Source organism: Selenomonas oralis, from assembly GCF_051603425.1.
In the GTDB taxonomy this organism is placed as follows: Bacteria; Bacillota; Negativicutes; order Selenomonadales; family Selenomonadaceae; genus Selenomonas; species Selenomonas sputigena_A.
The window spans coordinates 2149262-2163651 of record NZ_CP194411.1; the positions used below are offsets into that span (position 1 = coordinate 2149262).

Sequence of the window (14390 nt, forward strand, 5' to 3'; positions counted from 1 at the left end):
GAACAGGTTGATTGAGGAAAATTTGCGCAAGGTTTTGCAAACCATCGAAGCTGGCAAGGCAAAGCGGATTTTTGCTGATAAAAATGAATCGGTCAAACTTGTGGCTGTAACCAAAAATCATGATGTACAAGCCATGCGTGAGGCTATTGATGCAGGGGTATCCGATATAGGCGAGAATCGCATACAGGAAGCCCGTGATAAGTTTAACATATTAGAGCGCAGGCCTGTATGGCACCTTATTGGTCATTTGCAGAAAAATAAGGCGAAGTATGCTGTGCGTATGTTTGATTTGATTCATTCTGTAGACACAATGGAACTGGCTTTGACATTGGAAAAGGAAGCGGCGAATATTGGAAAAGTGCAGGATGTCTTGGTACAAGTCAATTTGGCTAAAGAAGCAGCGAAATTTGGCATATATACGGAAAAGCTTCAACCGATGCTTGAGGAATTGGATGATTTGCCGCATTTGAGACTTAGAGGCTTGATGTGCATTGCACCAAACTATGAAGATGTTGAAAAAACACGACCGCTTTTTCGGGAAATGTATGAAATTTTTCAAAGAACAAAGGAATTACCTTGGAAAACGGCGAATATAGTATACTTGTCAATGGGTATGACACATGATTATCGGATTGCTGTTGAGGAAGGCGCCAATATCGTTCGTGTCGGTACGGCCATTTTCGGGCCGCGTCAATATTGAAGGAGGGGAAACCGGATGGGCTTCATCGATAAAGTTTGTGGAAAAATCGGCTTGATTGATCCGGAAGACATTAACGATAAAAGGGAATCGCGTGAGGAATACGAGGATTTTGAAGACACAGAGGATATAGAAACAGAAGCGTCTTCCGCCACCAATGTCGTTAATTTTCAGAGTGCAGCTGCGAATGCGGCGATCAATAATGTTGCTTCTTATAAGATGAAGGTTATTGTCATTGAGCCCAAGTCTTTTGATGACGCTCAGCAGGTTGCAAATTGTTTGCGGGAAAAACGACCTGTTGTTATTAATGTTGAAAATACTATGGGCGAAGAGGCGAGACGGATTATGGATTTTATTAGTGGCACGATTTATGCGTTGAATGGCGAAATAAAAAAGGTCGGACATGATGTGTTTTTTTGTGCGCCGAGCAATGTCAATATCTCTTATTCGGAGGATAAGAAATCCGTTTCGGCAGAGATGCCTTGGCTGAAGAAATAAGGCGGTAAGAGCATGAAACTTGGGTTTGTTGGCGGAGGCATGATGGCGGAGGCCTTCATTGCGGGGATTCTGGATAAGCATGTTTTGGAACCTGAAGAGATTTTGGTGTCCGAACATAATGCTGCACGGATGAAGGATCTGCACGAAAAATATCATGTGCAGACATTTGCCAATGCGTCCTTTATCGAGGATGTGGATATGGTATTCCTTGCCGTCAAACCGAATTCCGCTATTGCTGCACTCGAGGAAATCAAAGTTCGGCTGCGTAAAGATACGGTTCTTGTTTCTATCGTGGCGGGTTTTCCTTTGGCAAAGCTGGAGAAAATTGTTCCAGGACAGCCTGTTGTTCGTGTTATGCCTAATACACCGGTTGCGGTAGGGGCGGGTATGTCAGCTTATGCTCTGGGGGCCTATGCGGATGCCATAGCGGAAGCGCGTTTGACGGAGCTTTTGCATGCCTCGGGAAAAACGATTTGTCTTCAAGAATCTTTGATGGATGCTGTTACCGGGCTTTCCGGCAGTGGGCCGGCGTTTATGTTTCTCGTTATAGATGCCCTTTCGGATGGCGGCGTGGCTGCCGGTCTGCCGCGTAAGGCAGCAGTGCTTCTTGCAGCACAGACCGTATTTGGAGCGGCAAAAATGGTATTGGAAACGGAAAGACATCCCGATGAACTGCGTGATCAGGTTACGTCGCCAAACGGTACGACGATTGCAGGACTTCGTGTCCTTGAGGAGCGTGCCGTGAGGGGAGCCTTTCTTGATGCAGTAGTAGCGGCAGCAGAAAAATCCAGAAATTTGGGGAATTGATATGTCGGATCGAGAAAAGATATTGCGTTTTTATCGTGGTTCGGAGGGTGAAGAACTCGCGATAAAATTAGTGGAAGCAGCGGAAAAGGCAATGAGGAATCAAAAGTTTCGTTTGACAGATTTTCTTGACCCTTTTGGACAGGAAATTGCTGAAGTTGTGGCTGCAAATTTTGAAGAGTTGAATGTTTCGTTTAATGGCGGTTATATGGGGGCGGAACGTAAACGAGCCGTTTTTCAACACAAGGATTTTCAAGGAACACCATCTTGGGAAATCGCTGTTGTCCAGATGACTTGGAAGAGTGATTTTGCGCGACTTTCACATCGTGATATACTTGGGGCTCTTATGGGGTTGGGAATCGAACGCGATGTTCTTGGAGACTTTCAGATCCAACAGGGAGCTGCCAAAATTGTTGTGAAAGAAAATATGGCGAATGTTCTTTTGCAGAACTGTATGCAAATTGGTCCAATTCATATCAGTTGTGCGATGGGGTTCTTGCACGAGCTTGCTCCGAGAGAGGAACGCTGCAAGGAGATACGCGCTACCGTGGCTTCCTTGCGTGTGGATTCTATCGCGGCGGCAGGTTTTGGCATATCCCGCAGTCGTGCAGCTGCAGATATTGCAGCAGATAAACTCAAACTTAATTGGCAGGCAGCGAAAGGCTCTTCTCAGTCAGTCAAGGAAGGCGATATGCTTTCCATGCGCGGCAGAGGAAGACTTGAGGTGACAGAGATACGTGGAAAAACAAAAAAGGGACGTATCAGCGTAGTTCTTAATCGTTACATCTAGGAGAACCTTTATAAAGCAAGGGAAGGACTGAGATGCTTACAGTGCCGATTTTACTAAGTGTGTGTACGGTTTTTTTGGATCAGCTTATCAAGATGATTGTTCAAGTTGAGATGTCCCCCGGGATGTCGATTCCAGTTATCCAGGATGTCTTTCATATTACGTTTGTATTGAATCCTGGTGCTGCATTTGGCATTCTTGCACATCAGCGTCTTTTTTTTATTGTCATGGGCATCGCTATTTTGCTTTTGGGAGGCGTTCTTTATCCTTATATCTGTCGTCAATGCCTGTTATTTCGGTATGGTGCGGCCTTACTCTTAGGAGGGGCATTTGGCAATCTCATCGATCGCATACGTTTTGGTCATGTTATCGATTTTTTTGATTTTCGTGTATGGCCCGTCTTTAATATTGCCGATATTGCTATTGTAATCGGTGTTTGTTCCATTATATATGCTATTCTTTTCAAAATGCATCATGTGGAGAATTCATGAGGATGAAGGATGCAGTTTCTATAAGTGTTGCACAGGCGGGGATACGTCTTGATGTCTTTTTGGCGCGTCAATATCCTGAATTTTCTCGTTCACATATGCAAAAGCTGATTGTGGAGGGGGCAGTCCTTGTCAATGGGAGGATTCACAAACCGAATTATAAATTGGGTGTAATGGATACGATAGAATTTCAGCCTCCTGAACCGCAAGAACTTTCAATTTTACCGGAGAATATCCCTTTGGACATTCTTTATGAAGATGGGGACATCGTCGTCCTTAATAAAATTCGGGGGATGGTCGTCCATCCGGCTGCCGGAGTTTATACTGGAACGCTTGTTAATGCGTTGCTTTATCACTGTAAAGACTTGTCCGGAATTAACGGCATTATCCGACCGGGTATAGTTCATCGCTTGGATAAGGACACTTCCGGCGTTATGATTGTGGCAAAAAATGATGAGGCACATGTGAATTTGGCTGAACAGATTCGCTTGAAAGTGGCAAACCGCATATATTGGGCTATTGTTTGCGGCAATGTTGAGGAAGATCATGGTATTATTCGTGCTGCTATCGGCCGCCATCCGACAGAGCGAAAAAAAATGGCTGTCGTGCGGGACGGCGGGAAGGAATCCACAACACTTTTTCGGGTGCTGGAGCGTTTTGGTTCGTATACATTGGTAGAGTGCAGACTTAAGACGGGACGTACGCACCAGATTCGCGTTCATATGGCTTATATTGGACATCCCCTTCTAGGTGATCCGAAATATGGGAAAAAGGATTCTTGTGACATAGGGGGACAGGCGCTTCATTCCTATGAATTGGAGTTTGTACACCCGCGCATAGGGGAAAAAATGCACTTTAAGGCCGAACTTCCTGAGGATATGCAGAAAATTTTATTCAAGCTCCGCAAAAAGGCTGATAGAAGGAATAAATAGAAATGAGGCTCTTGGAAGAAGGCTGTTTTCTGTGCTGAATTTGAGAGGAGAAGGGTGATATGGCAATCCTTGTTGATAAGACTGTTTTGATGGACATAGATGGGATTCGTAGAGCGCTTACGCGAATTTCACATGAAATTGTAGAGAAAAATAAAGGGACAAAAAATGTTATCCTTGTTGGCATACGTACGCGTGGTATTCCTTTGGCAGAACGGATCGCCTCAGAGATTGAAAAAATTGAGGGAACAAAACCGGCGATGGGGATCCTTGATATCACGCTTTACCGAGATGATCTTTCTACGTTGTCTTATCAGCCTGTGGTTCGTGAAACAGAGATTCCCTACGATATTACCGGCAAAACAATCGTTCTTGTCGATGATGTTCTTTATACGGGACGAACGATTCGTGCTGCACTTGATGCCTTGATTGATATGGGGCGGCCCAAAAGCATACAACTTGCCGTATTGATTGACCGTGGGCACCGGGAATTGCCGATTCGTGCTGATTTTGTAGGAAAGAACGTACCTACATCTTCTAAAGAGGAGATTCGTGTCGTATTGAAAGAAAATGATGGAGACGAAAAAGTGGTTCTTTCCGAGCAGAAAGAACCGTAGATCTTTTGGGAAAAAGGACGCCTCATGCATTTCTGTGAGGCGTCCTTTTTCTGTGATGAAAATGTTCCCAATTATTTGTAGTGAGGGAGATGCCGCTATGGTTGTTTGACTTATTTGCCAAACATACGCGCCAAAGGATTATCTTTAAAAATATTTCCCTGTTCGATGTAGCGATGCACCATTTTTTCTGATTTATGGCGTGTTTGCCGCATGATTGTCAGGGCATCGACATCATGCTGAGCAGCACTTGTGGCAAATCCTCGCCTGAGGCTGTGCCCTGCGAAGTCAGCTTCGTTGAGACCGGCTCGTTTGATATATTTCTTGACGATTAGTGCAACCGATTTATCCGATAGTTGCGCATCACGAAGCTCGTGGTTACGCTTGAAAGGCCGAAAAATGGGTCCTCTTTTTAAGCCGCTGAGGGAAAGCCAAGCTTTGAGAGCCCGAACGGCACAGATTTCAGAATCGGGTGCATAGGGGATGCCGATATAATTACCTTTGCCCAATTGATCACTTTTGGATTTTCCAATAAAGACAACCATGCCTTCTGAAGAAAACGTGATGTCCTCCACAAGCAGGGAGACGAGTTCGGAACGACGAAATGCTCCTGCAAAGCCTAGCAGCAGAAGTGCTTTGTCGCGGATGGAAGTCTCGTCATCGCCAAAGCTGTCGGACAGTAAGTAGAGCGTTTCCAAAAGAATCGGCGCTTTTCCGTGCTGAAAGGTTCCTTTTTCCCGGCGAATGGCAGCTATGGCGTTCCGTACAAGTCCGGAATGGGCAGGGTTGTCGCGCTTGTAACCTGCTGCTATGTAATTTTCTGAAATGGCTGTAACACGGCGTGAAACGGTATTTGCCTTGGCATTATCTGCAAGATCGTTTATGTAGTTGACAATGGTTTCTGGTTCTGCCGGCAGGGATTCGAGACCATGATGATCACACCAATCGGCAAAGTCATTCCAATCGCTTGCATATGATTTTATCGTATTGAATGCCTTGCTTTTTTTGAGCCTGCGTTTGCTTTTAGCTGAAAGTCTGTTGTTTTGTTCGATTTCCTGATTTCCGACCAGCATGAAATCTTTTCGTATCTCCATTTTTCAACACTCCATGATAGAAGGGACAGCAGGATGACAGAAATATATACCGATCCCTTGTCCAATAAGTTTGTATCATTATTATTATACAGGATTTTTGAGGATTTTCTAGATAAACTTGCAGCTTGAAGAGCGAGGTGTTATAATAAAGGCGTATTTTCGTAGTGTAAAGTATTAAAGACATAAAACTGAACGGGGATGAGACATGATGCTGAATCAGAAGTTGCAGAATGAGTTGAGTGATCAACTCATGACAGCTATTTTGCTCTTGCGCAACACAGAGGAATGCTATGCCTTTTTTGAGGATATTTGCACAGTCGGAGAGCTCAAGGCGATGGCTCAGAGGCTTGAGGTGGCGTATATGCTGCGACAAAGACATACATACGATGAAATCGTGGATCGTACGGGCGCCAGCACGGCGACAATCAGTCGTGTAAAACGCTGCCTGAATTACGGTGCGGATGGTTATGAAATCATATTGGAGAGGCTGCGGCGCAAAAAGACATCGAAGACAAGGCAAGAGGTGGATGAAGATGCCGGGAAATGACTTTGTTTTTGGCATACCTTACGGGACAAGAGATTTTTTGCCACAGGAGGCAACGGAAAAGCGAAATGTGGAAAATTCCTTGATGCGGATTTTTCGGCAATGGGGCTATGACGAGGTCGTAACGCCTGTCATTGAATATCTTACGACAATGACGGTTGGCAATGGTCGTTATCTTGAGCCGCATATGTTCAAATTCTTTGATAAGAATAACGAGACATTGGCTTTGCGATATGAAATGACAACACCGATTGCACGGCTTGTTTCCAGCCGCATGAGGGATGAAACGTTTCCATTGAAGCTCGCTTATATCAGCAATGTTTTTCGGTACGAGCAGGCGCAGGCCGGCCGCCAGTGTGAATTTAACCAAGGTGGTGTTGAGCTCATCGGCAGCAGCTCTGTTGCCGCTGATGCGGAAGTGATTGCCCTAGCGATAGAAAGTATAAAAGCTGCGGGGTTAAAGGATTTTCAAGTCTGCCTTGGGCAGGTTGATTTTATCAGCGGAATGATGCGGCAGCTTCAACTTGATGAACAACGACAGGCGCGTGTGACGTTGGCTTTGGAGCAGCACGATCTCGTTGCGCTTGCCCGTATTGTGGATGACATGGAGCTTTCTCCTGCAGCAAAAGATGCCATGAAAAAAGTGCCGACTTTGCATGGAAAAGATGATGTTCTGCAAGAAGCTTATGCTATCGTTTTAAACGAGCAGGGAAGACGTGCCCTCGATAATTTATCGGAAATTTACCGTCTTTTGCAAAAATATGGTGTTGCCGAATACGTTTGCTTTGATCTAGGTGTGATTCGCAGTTTGAATTACTACACAGGCATGGTTTTCGAAGCTTATGCGCCTGGCCTTGGCTATCCGGTGTGCGGCGGTGGACGCTATGATCGACTGCTTTCAGACTTTGGAAACGCCAGTCCCGCTACTGGTTTTGCACTTGGTATTGAACGTTTGCTGTTGGCAAGGGCGCGGCAAAGCGGACAGGATGAAGTGTCGGAAAAAGCTTATTATATTGCTTATGCGCATGATAAACTGCACGATGCTTTGGTTAAGGCGCAAGAACTTCGTCAGATGGGAAATGTATGTGAAACGGCATTTTTGCCTCAAACGAAACAAAGGGCAGAAGAGTATAGGGCAGCGAAAGGCTATAAAGAGCTGATTTATATCTCATGAAACAAAGAATCATGCAATTTTTTTATGGGCTCACGGCGAAATTATGTGCGCACGATCATGTCTTTATCCGCCGATTTCTTGATGAGGAGGAACAGGTATTGTTCTATGGCATGGATGTCGTGGATCAACGACATGCACTGTATACGGCATATACGGCGATGGAATTGGCTCGTGGAAAAGATGGTGTGGATGGGATGTTTCTTGTGCGCATTGCCTTGCTCCATGATATTGGTCGCATGAAGGGGGATCTTGGCCTATGGGGAAAGGTTTTTGCTGTTCTTATGCATGATTTTTCTCCACGGTTGGCGCAGCGTTGTGCGCATCCTGCGAAGGAAGGTTGTCTGGCTTTTTTTCGCCGGGCGCTTTATGTTTATTATCATCATGCCGAGATTGGCAGTGAAAAACTACTGCGTCTTGGCCATGCAAAAGAGGCTGCTGCTGTGCGGCTGCACCATAAGCCCGCCTCTTCTTCCGATAGCGTAGAACTTTGCCTTCTGCGCAAGGCAGACAGCATGAATTGATGGCAGGATGGATTTGGAAAATATGGTTTTTCCATGCAAGGAGCTGCAAGTGAAATTACAAGTATAATATAGCTAGGAGCGTTTTCTTTCGAGGTGGACTGCGGTTCAGCGAGGCAGCTTTTGATTCGAGGTGCAACGGATGGATGTAGATGTAAATGTAAATGAGCAGGAATATTTAACGATCGCTTTTCCGAAAGGAAAACTCTTTGGTTTGGCCAAAGAACTTTTTTCTCGCGTCGGCTATACGGCGGAGGGTCTGACGGAAAAATCGCGTAAACTTATTATTTCCAACGATAATAAAAAAATTCGTTTTATTGTCGCAAAGACGGCAGATGTGCCGACCTATGTCGAACACGGTGCGGCTGATATCGGCATCATTGGAAAAGATGTCTTGGCCGAAACTGAAAAAGATGTTTATGAAGTGCTGGATTTAGGTTTTGGGAAGTGCCATCTAATGATGGCCGTGGACAAGACGAAACGTCGCCCCAAGCTTGCAGATTACGCGCATACTCGTGTTGCTACGAAATTTCCGCATATAGCTGAAAAATTTTTTACCCATAAGGGAATGCAGATGGAGTATATCAAACTCAATGGCTCAATTGAGCTTGGTCCGCTTGTTGGTCTTTCTGACAGTATCGTGGATATTGTTGAGACGGGTACAACATTGAAAGAAAACAACCTTGAGGAAATCGCTCATATCATGGATGCGACGGCGCGTCTTATTGTGAATCGTGTGAGTTATAAACTAAAATTCAAACGTATCCATAGTTTGGTTGAGAATCTGGAAAGTATTTTGAAAAGAGGGGATCTGCTGTTATGAAAATCGTGAAGGCAAACGAGCTTGGCGAAGCACAAATTAGGAGCCTGTTGACGAAAGTTCCTTTTGACCAAGTGGAATTAACCCCCCAAATACGTGAAGCGAACAGGCGGCTTTTTGGCGCTGAACTCACTGCGGCAGAAGTGGTCGACCGTATTGTGAAAGATGTGCGTTGTCATGGCGATGCGGCTGTTGTTAAATATACAAAATTGATTGATAAGGCGGATTTTGCACCACCGGATTTTCTTGTGTCGGAAGCTGAGTTTTTAGAAGCGGAGGCGAGTGCGGATGAGGAAGTGTTGTCTTCCCTGAAAAAGGCTGCAGACAATGTGCGCCGCTACCATGAGGAACAGAAAGCAAATTCGTGGCTGACCTATCGCGATCAGGGCTCTATCCTGGGGCAAGCCCTGATTCCATTGGATTGTGCAGGTATTTATGTACCGGGAGGAACAGCGGCATATCCGTCATCTGTTATCATGAATGCGATACCGGCTGCTGTTGCTGGTGTACGGGAAATTATTATGATGGTGCCGCCTAAAAATGGCAAAATCAATCCTTATGTCCTGCTTGCAGCAAAAATTGCGGGTGTTTCAAAGATTTATAAAATCGGCGGGGCGCAGGCAATTGCTGCTATGGCTTATGGCACGGAAACAATTCCACGTGTTGATAAGATTACGGGGCCTGGAAATATCTTCGTTACGCTGGCCAAAAAGGCCGTATATGGCCATTGTGATATTGATATGTTGGCGGGTCCGAGCGAAATCCTTATCGTTGCCGATGAAACGGCAAATGCAGCTTATACGGCGGCTGATATGCTGAGTCAGGCAGAACACGATACGTTGGCATCAAGCATCCTTATCACGACGAGTGAGGCATTGGCGCAACAAGTGGCTTCTTTGATGGAAGAACAGCTCACGGGTTTACCGCGGGAAGATATTGCACGGGCTTCCATTGAAAACAATGGTCTTGTTGTGATTGCGGAAGATATTATGAAAGCGATGGAGTATGCAAATATTTCTGCACCTGAGCATATGGAACTGTTGGTACGAAATCCCTTCGAACTCCTTCCCTATGTGCGTCATGCTGGCGCTGTATTTCTTGGGGCGTATTCTCCCGAACCGCTGGGCGATTATTTTGCAGGTCCGAACCACGTCCTTCCTACGGGGGGGACGGCACGTTTTTATTCCGTTCTTAATGTTGAAACCTTTATGAAACGCACGAGTATTATCTCCTATAGCCAATCCGCGCTGCAGAATGTCCAGGCAGACATTATACGCCTTGCGGAAGCGGAAGGCTTGCAAGCTCATGCGAATGCTGTTCGTCTGAGAAGCAAGGAAGGAATGGTTTGATATGCGTCGGGCAGAAATCAAGAGAAAGACGAATGAAACGGAAATAGAGCTCAGTATTGAGCTCGACGGCAGGGGTAGCTGCCAAAGCGAGACCGGCATTGGTTTTTTCGATCATATGATGACGCTTCTTGCTGTGCATGGCCTTTTTGATATGAAAATTACCTGCAGCGGGGATCTTGATGTGGACGGGCACCATTCGGTGGAAGATATCGGTATAGCTTTGGGGCAGGCATTCCAGAATGCTGTGGGAGATAAAGCGGGCATTGCACGCTATGGTTCCTTTTATTTGCCGATGGATGAAGCTCTTGCCTTTGTAGCTATTGATCTCAGCGGTCGGGCATATCTTGTTTTTGATGGCGGAGAAATGGCGCCGATGGTTGGGAGTTACGATACGGAACTTACGGAAGAGTTCTTGCGGGCATTTGCTTTCAATGCAGGCATTACACTTCACGTCAAAGTGTTGTATGGCAGGAATACGCACCATAAAATTGAAGCAATTTTCAAGGCTTTGGGTCATGCCTTGCGTATAGCTGTCGCAAAAGATTCGCGTATGGATGGAATACCATCAAGCAAGGGTGTGCTCTAGGAGGATCAGGTATGATTGCAGTCATTGATTATGGTGTGGGGAATCTCTTCAGTGTGGGTAAGGCCTTGGCTTCTGTTGGGGCAGAAGTTGAAATCACACACGATATAAAGACAATATCCAGAGCTGAAAAAATTCTCTTACCGGGTGTCGGAGCTTTTGGGGACTGCATGAAAAGTCTTGGGCAAACGGGATTGATTCCTGAAATTTTGCACGAGGTGAAGGCAGGTAAACCCCTTTTGGGGATCTGTGTAGGCTTGCAAATCCTCTTTGAGGGCAGTGATGAATCTCCTGGTGTACCGGGGCTTTCCTTGTTGCCGGGAATGGTGCGTCGGATTGAGGCACCGAAGCTTAAAATTCCGCATATGGGTTGGAATTCTTTGCTTGTTAATGAACCACGGCAGGAAAAGGATATATTTCGCGATCTTCCAAATGCCCCGTATGTTTATTTTGTTCATAGCTATCAGGCTCGGCCAAGAACCGAACAATTTGTTACAGCATGGACTACGTACGGCAGTCTTGTTACAGCAGCAGTGGCAAAAGATAATATACAGGCAGTTCAATTTCATCCTGAGAAATCCGGTGAGGTTGGATTGGCTGTGTTGAGAAATTTTGTTGAATCCTAGGAGGATGGAAGATGCTCGTTATTCCAGCAATTGATATAAGAAATGGAAAATGTGTGCGCTTGTTCAAGGGTGACTTTGCGCAGGAGACTGTTTTTTCTGATAAACCCGAAGAGGTGGCTGTGAAATGGCAGGAGGCCGGAGCAAGGATGATTCACCTCGTTGATTTGGATGGTGCGGTTGAAAAGAAACCGATGAATCTCGAGACAATAGAACGAATTCTGCATGCTGTTAATATTTCTGTGGAGCTCGGTGGCGGTATCCGTTCCATGGAGAATATCGAAGACGTATTAAAAATGGGTGTGGATCGTGTGATTCTTGGTTCTGTTGCAGTGAAAAACCCTGCTCTCGTAGAGGAAGCCTGTAAAAGATATAAGGAGCGTATCGTTGTTGGAATCGATGCCAAAAAGGGTGTTGTGGCTGTGGATGGTTGGGGTGTCTCAGGGGATGTGACGGCAGGTGCGCTGGCGAAGAAAATGGTCAAGGTTGGAGTTCAGACGTTTATTTATACAGATATTTCACGAGACGGAACTCTATCTGGCGTAAATGTAGAGGAAACGGCGGCGCTTGCTAAATCCAGCGGTGCTAATGTCATAGCTTCGGGTGGCGTTCATTCAATCGAGGACATTCGTCGATTAAAAGCATTTGGAAAGATGGGAATTTGTGGTGTGATTGTCGGAAAGTCGATTTATACCGAGATGCTTGATTTGCGTGAAGCCATTGAATTTGCTGCGAAGGAGGGGTAGAATGTATACGAAGCGCATTATTCCCTGCCTCGATGTAAGAGACGGCCGTGTAGTCAAAGGGACAAACTTCGTTGGTTTGCGGGATGCAGGCGATCCTGTGGAGCTTGCTGCACGATATGACAAGGAAGGTGCAGATGAACTTGTTTTTCTTGATATTGCAGCATCCCATGAGAATCGCTCTACAATTGTGCAGGTAGCAAGAAATTGTGCTTCTGAGGTCTTTATCCCTTTTACTGTTGGCGGAGGTATACGTACTCCGGAGGATATCCGCACATTGCTGAAATCAGGTGCAGATAAAATTTCTTTCAATACGGCTGCAGTCAAAGATCCAGAAATCTTGCAGCGAAGTGCAGAAAAATTCGGTAGGCAGTGTATTGTTTTGGCTATTGATGCAAGAAAAAATAGTCAGGACAAATGGGAAGTTTATATCAATGGTGGACGGACTCCGACAGGAATAGACTGCCTGGATTGGGCCAGGAGAGGCGTAGCGCTTGGTGCAGGCGAAATCCTCCTGACAAGCATGGATGCGGACGGTACGAAAGCTGGCTATGATATCCCTTTGACGAAGACTGTTTCTGAAGCGGTTGGGGTTCCTGTCATAGCTTCGGGCGGTGCGGGAAAGTTGGAACATTTCTATGATGTACTGACAGCGGGGAAGGCAGATGCCGTTCTTGCAGCTTCTGTTTTTCACTATGGTGAATTCACCATAAAAGAAGTAAAGGATTATCTGAAGAATCGAGGCGTGGAGGTAAGATTATGAATTCTTCGTTTGATATTTCTATGATAAAATTTGATGAAAAAGGGCTTGTTCCAGCCGTTGTACAGGAGGACAATGGGCAGGTATTGATGCTTGCTTATATGAACGAAGAAGCTCTGGAAAAGACATTGGAAACAGGGTTTACCTGGTTTTACAGTCGTTCGCGTAAGAGATTGTGGCGTAAAGGTGAAACCTCCGGCAATGTACAGAAAGTCAAAGCGATTTTCTATGATTGCGACGGAGATACGCTCCTCGTACGCGTGCATCAGACAGGTGTGGCTTGCCATACGGGTACGTATTCTTGTTTTAATGGTCGTAGGCTTGATGCCAAAAATGAGAACGGGGTTGCGCTTATTTCTGAGGAACCGCAGGCACCTCTTGCAGAAGTTCTCAATGCAGTCTATCATGTCATCCAGGAACGTCGTATTCATCCAGTGGAAGGCTCCTATACGAACTACCTGTTTGATAAGGGACAAGATAAAATCTTAAAGAAACTGGGAGAGGAAGCTGCCGAGACGATTATTGCTTCCAAGAATATGGAAAAGGCAGATATTCTCTATGAAATGGGCGATCTTTGGTATCATTGTCTTGTACTTCTGGCGTTCCATGGCATTGTTCCCGATGAGCTTTTTGTTGAATTGATGAAACGCAGAAGCGGAGGCAGCTATCATCAATTTACAGGCAAGGATGGTATAAGACCGGATGTTTAAAGAAGATACGACCATTCTTTTGCCGAATCCTAATCTCTTGCCTGAAAAAGAAATGGGCTTTCTCGAACTCATCGAACTCCGTTCCAGTTGCAGGAAATATACAGATGAACCATTGGACATAAGGGAGCTTTCATATCTGCTTTGGTGTACGCAAGGCGTAAAATTGGTATGTGAAACTGGACGTACGCTGCGTAATGTTCCCTCAGCGGCTTCGCTTCATCCGTTGACAAGCTTGCTTTTTATTCGGAACGTGAAAGAAATTTTACCAGGACTCTATGAGTTTTTACCACTTGACCATGCATTGAAATGTGTAAGTCTTGGGAAAAAACTTGAAGAAACTGTATTCAGGGCATTTGATGAGCAGGAAATGCTGCAACAAAGTGCCGTGCTTTTTCTTTGGGTAGCCGATATCTTGCGTGGCATACAGACATATGGCCGCAAGGTTTATCGATATGTTTATCTTGATGCAGGGCATGTAGGGCAAAACCTTTACTTAACAGCACAAGCTCTTGCATTGGGGGCCTGCGCTGTCAGCAGTTACGATGAGGAAGTTCTTCATAAGGCACTCTCCCTTGATGGCGAAGAGAAGAAGATTGTGCATACTGCTTGTGTGGGGAAAGTGGAGAGGTGCTGAACGAGTCGGAGGGCAATGATA

19 protein-coding genes are annotated in these 14390 nt (G+C 45.6%); 18 read left to right on the forward strand and 1 reads right to left on the reverse strand.

Going from position 1 to position 14390, the window contains the following annotated elements; genetic code table 11:
- The first annotated feature begins 7 nt into the window (after positions 1-7).
- The 7 genes from ACRTGH_RS10195 to pyrR are packed head-to-tail and all read left to right on the forward strand — an operon-like array spanning position 8 to position 4820.
- The gene (locus ACRTGH_RS10195) at positions 8-700 is read left to right on the forward strand and encodes a YggS family pyridoxal phosphate-dependent enzyme (RefSeq protein WP_368846145.1); all 693 of its coding nucleotides are present in this window, start codon (positions 8-10) and stop codon (positions 698-700) included.
- A gap of 15 nt (positions 701-715) precedes the next feature.
- The gene (locus ACRTGH_RS10200) at positions 716-1195 is read left to right on the forward strand and encodes a cell division protein SepF (protein WP_368846144.1); all 480 of its coding nucleotides are present in this window, start codon (positions 716-718) and stop codon (positions 1193-1195) included.
- A 12-nt stretch (positions 1196-1207) separates the two neighbouring features.
- The gene (gene proC / locus ACRTGH_RS10205; RefSeq protein WP_368846143.1) at positions 1208-2002 is read left to right on the forward strand and encodes a pyrroline-5-carboxylate reductase; all 795 of its coding nucleotides are present in this window, start codon (positions 1208-1210) and stop codon (positions 2000-2002) included.
- A 1-nt stretch (position 2003) separates the two neighbouring features.
- Positions 2004-2789 (forward strand): YlmH family RNA-binding protein, encoded by a 786-nt coding sequence (locus ACRTGH_RS10210; protein ID WP_368846142.1) that lies wholly within the window; start codon positions 2004-2006, stop codon positions 2787-2789.
- Between the two features lie 41 nt (positions 2790-2830).
- Positions 2831-3277 carry a signal peptidase II gene (lspA, locus tag ACRTGH_RS10215; protein WP_368846235.1) on the forward strand — a complete coding sequence of 149 codons (447 nt, stop codon included), beginning with the start codon at positions 2831-2833 and terminating at the stop codon, positions 3275-3277.
- Positions 3278-3279: 2 nt separating this feature from the next.
- A complete protein-coding gene (locus ACRTGH_RS10220) occupies positions 3280-4206 on the forward strand; it encodes an RluA family pseudouridine synthase (RefSeq protein ID WP_368846141.1) in 927 nt (308 codons plus the stop codon).
- Positions 4207-4265: 59 nt separating this feature from the next.
- On the forward strand, positions 4266-4820 hold the full coding sequence (gene pyrR / locus ACRTGH_RS10225) for a bifunctional pyr operon transcriptional regulator/uracil phosphoribosyltransferase PyrR (protein ID WP_368846140.1): 555 nt from the start codon (positions 4266-4268) through the stop codon (positions 4818-4820).
- Positions 4821-4930: 110 nt separating this feature from the next.
- On the opposite strand, the gene ACRTGH_RS10230 is transcribed toward pyrR, so the two are convergent.
- The gene (locus ACRTGH_RS10230) at positions 4931-5911 is read right to left on the reverse strand and encodes a site-specific integrase (RefSeq protein ID WP_368846139.1); all 981 of its coding nucleotides are present in this window, start codon (positions 5909-5911) and stop codon (positions 4931-4933) included.
- 205 nt (positions 5912-6116) lie between these two features.
- Here ACRTGH_RS10230 and ACRTGH_RS10235 point away from each other — a divergent pair, with 205 nt between their 5' ends.
- The 11 genes from ACRTGH_RS10235 to ACRTGH_RS10285 all read left to right on the forward strand — a co-directional run bounded on the left by ACRTGH_RS10235 (position 6117) and on the right by ACRTGH_RS10285 (position 14369).
- Positions 6117-6458: a YerC/YecD family TrpR-related protein gene (locus tag ACRTGH_RS10235; RefSeq protein ID WP_368846138.1), complete on the forward strand. Its 342-nt coding sequence runs from the start codon at positions 6117-6119 to the stop codon at positions 6456-6458.
- Complete coding sequence (hisZ, locus tag ACRTGH_RS10240) at positions 6439-7629, forward strand: ATP phosphoribosyltransferase regulatory subunit (RefSeq protein ID WP_438474306.1); 1191 nt, start codon at positions 6439-6441, stop codon at positions 7627-7629. The genes ACRTGH_RS10235 and hisZ overlap by 20 nt, the downstream gene beginning before the upstream one ends.
- A 98-nt stretch (positions 7630-7727) precedes the next feature.
- The gene (locus tag ACRTGH_RS10245; RefSeq protein WP_368846136.1) at positions 7728-8150 is read left to right on the forward strand and encodes an HDIG domain-containing metalloprotein; all 423 of its coding nucleotides are present in this window, start codon (positions 7728-7730) and stop codon (positions 8148-8150) included.
- A gap of 139 nt (positions 8151-8289) precedes the next feature.
- Complete coding sequence (gene hisG / locus ACRTGH_RS10250) at positions 8290-8970, forward strand: ATP phosphoribosyltransferase (protein ID WP_368846135.1); 681 nt, start codon at positions 8290-8292, stop codon at positions 8968-8970.
- Positions 8967-10316, forward strand: a complete 1350-nt coding sequence (gene hisD / locus ACRTGH_RS10255) for a histidinol dehydrogenase (protein WP_368846134.1) — start codon at positions 8967-8969, stop codon at positions 10314-10316. The genes hisG and hisD overlap by 4 nt, the downstream gene beginning before the upstream one ends.
- 1 nt (position 10317) lies before the next feature.
- Positions 10318-10902, forward strand: a complete 585-nt coding sequence (gene hisB / locus ACRTGH_RS10260; protein WP_368846133.1) for an imidazoleglycerol-phosphate dehydratase HisB — start codon at positions 10318-10320, stop codon at positions 10900-10902.
- 11 nt (positions 10903-10913) lie between these two features.
- A complete protein-coding gene (hisH, locus tag ACRTGH_RS10265; protein ID WP_368846132.1) occupies positions 10914-11525 on the forward strand; it encodes an imidazole glycerol phosphate synthase subunit HisH in 612 nt (203 codons plus the stop codon).
- Positions 11526-11536: 11 nt separating this feature from the next.
- The gene (gene hisA, locus ACRTGH_RS10270; protein ID WP_368846131.1) at positions 11537-12268 is read left to right on the forward strand and encodes a 1-(5-phosphoribosyl)-5-[(5-phosphoribosylamino)methylideneamino]imidazole-4-carboxamide isomerase; all 732 of its coding nucleotides are present in this window, start codon (positions 11537-11539) and stop codon (positions 12266-12268) included.
- Position 12269: 1 nt separating this feature from the next.
- A complete protein-coding gene (hisF, locus tag ACRTGH_RS10275; protein ID WP_368846130.1) occupies positions 12270-13028 on the forward strand; it encodes an imidazole glycerol phosphate synthase subunit HisF in 759 nt (252 codons plus the stop codon).
- Positions 13025-13735 (forward strand): bifunctional phosphoribosyl-AMP cyclohydrolase/phosphoribosyl-ATP diphosphatase HisIE, encoded by a 711-nt coding sequence (gene hisIE, locus ACRTGH_RS10280; RefSeq protein ID WP_368846129.1) that lies wholly within the window; start codon positions 13025-13027, stop codon positions 13733-13735. The genes hisF and hisIE overlap by 4 nt, the downstream gene beginning before the upstream one ends.
- Positions 13728-14369: a SagB/ThcOx family dehydrogenase gene (locus ACRTGH_RS10285; RefSeq protein WP_368846128.1), complete on the forward strand. Its 642-nt coding sequence runs from the start codon at positions 13728-13730 to the stop codon at positions 14367-14369. Before hisIE ends, ACRTGH_RS10285 begins: the two co-directional genes overlap by 8 nt.
- Positions 14370-14390: the final 21 nt, after the last annotated feature.

Excerpts from the sequence above, each read along its gene's own strand:
- hisD (WP_368846134.1), top strand. The coding sequence starts at position 8,967 with ATGAAAATCGTGAAGGCAAACGAGCTTGGCGAAGCACAAATTAGGAGC.
- pyrR (WP_368846140.1), top strand. The coding sequence starts at position 4,266 with ATGGCAATCCTTGTTGATAAGACTGTTTTGATGGACATAGATGGGATT.
- ACRTGH_RS10220 (WP_368846141.1), top strand. The coding sequence starts at position 3,280 with ATGAAGGATGCAGTTTCTATAAGTGTTGCACAGGCGGGGATACGTCTT.
- hisIE (WP_368846129.1), top strand. The coding sequence starts at position 13,025 with ATGAATTCTTCGTTTGATATTTCTATGATAAAATTTGATGAAAAAGGG.
- hisB (WP_368846133.1), top strand. The coding sequence starts at position 10,318 with ATGCGTCGGGCAGAAATCAAGAGAAAGACGAATGAAACGGAAATAGAG.
- hisA (WP_368846131.1), top strand. The coding sequence starts at position 11,537 with ATGCTCGTTATTCCAGCAATTGATATAAGAAATGGAAAATGTGTGCGC.
- ACRTGH_RS10235 (WP_368846138.1), top strand. The coding sequence starts at position 6,117 with ATGATGCTGAATCAGAAGTTGCAGAATGAGTTGAGTGATCAACTCATG.
- ACRTGH_RS10230 (WP_368846139.1), bottom strand. The coding sequence starts at position 5,911 with ATGGAGATACGAAAAGATTTCATGCTGGTCGGAAATCAGGAAATCGAA.
- hisH (WP_368846132.1), top strand. The coding sequence starts at position 10,914 with ATGATTGCAGTCATTGATTATGGTGTGGGGAATCTCTTCAGTGTGGGT.
- ACRTGH_RS10285 (WP_368846128.1), top strand. The coding sequence starts at position 13,728 with ATGTTTAAAGAAGATACGACCATTCTTTTGCCGAATCCTAATCTCTTG.
- proC (WP_368846143.1), top strand. The coding sequence starts at position 1,208 with ATGAAACTTGGGTTTGTTGGCGGAGGCATGATGGCGGAGGCCTTCATT.
- hisZ (WP_438474306.1), top strand. The coding sequence starts at position 6,439 with ATGAAGATGCCGGGAAATGACTTTGTTTTTGGCATACCTTACGGGACA.
- ACRTGH_RS10200 (WP_368846144.1), top strand. The coding sequence starts at position 716 with ATGGGCTTCATCGATAAAGTTTGTGGAAAAATCGGCTTGATTGATCCG.
- hisF (WP_368846130.1), top strand. The coding sequence starts at position 12,270 with ATGTATACGAAGCGCATTATTCCCTGCCTCGATGTAAGAGACGGCCGT.
- hisG (WP_368846135.1), top strand. The coding sequence starts at position 8,290 with ATGGATGTAGATGTAAATGTAAATGAGCAGGAATATTTAACGATCGCT.
- ACRTGH_RS10210 (WP_368846142.1), top strand. The coding sequence starts at position 2,004 with ATGTCGGATCGAGAAAAGATATTGCGTTTTTATCGTGGTTCGGAGGGT.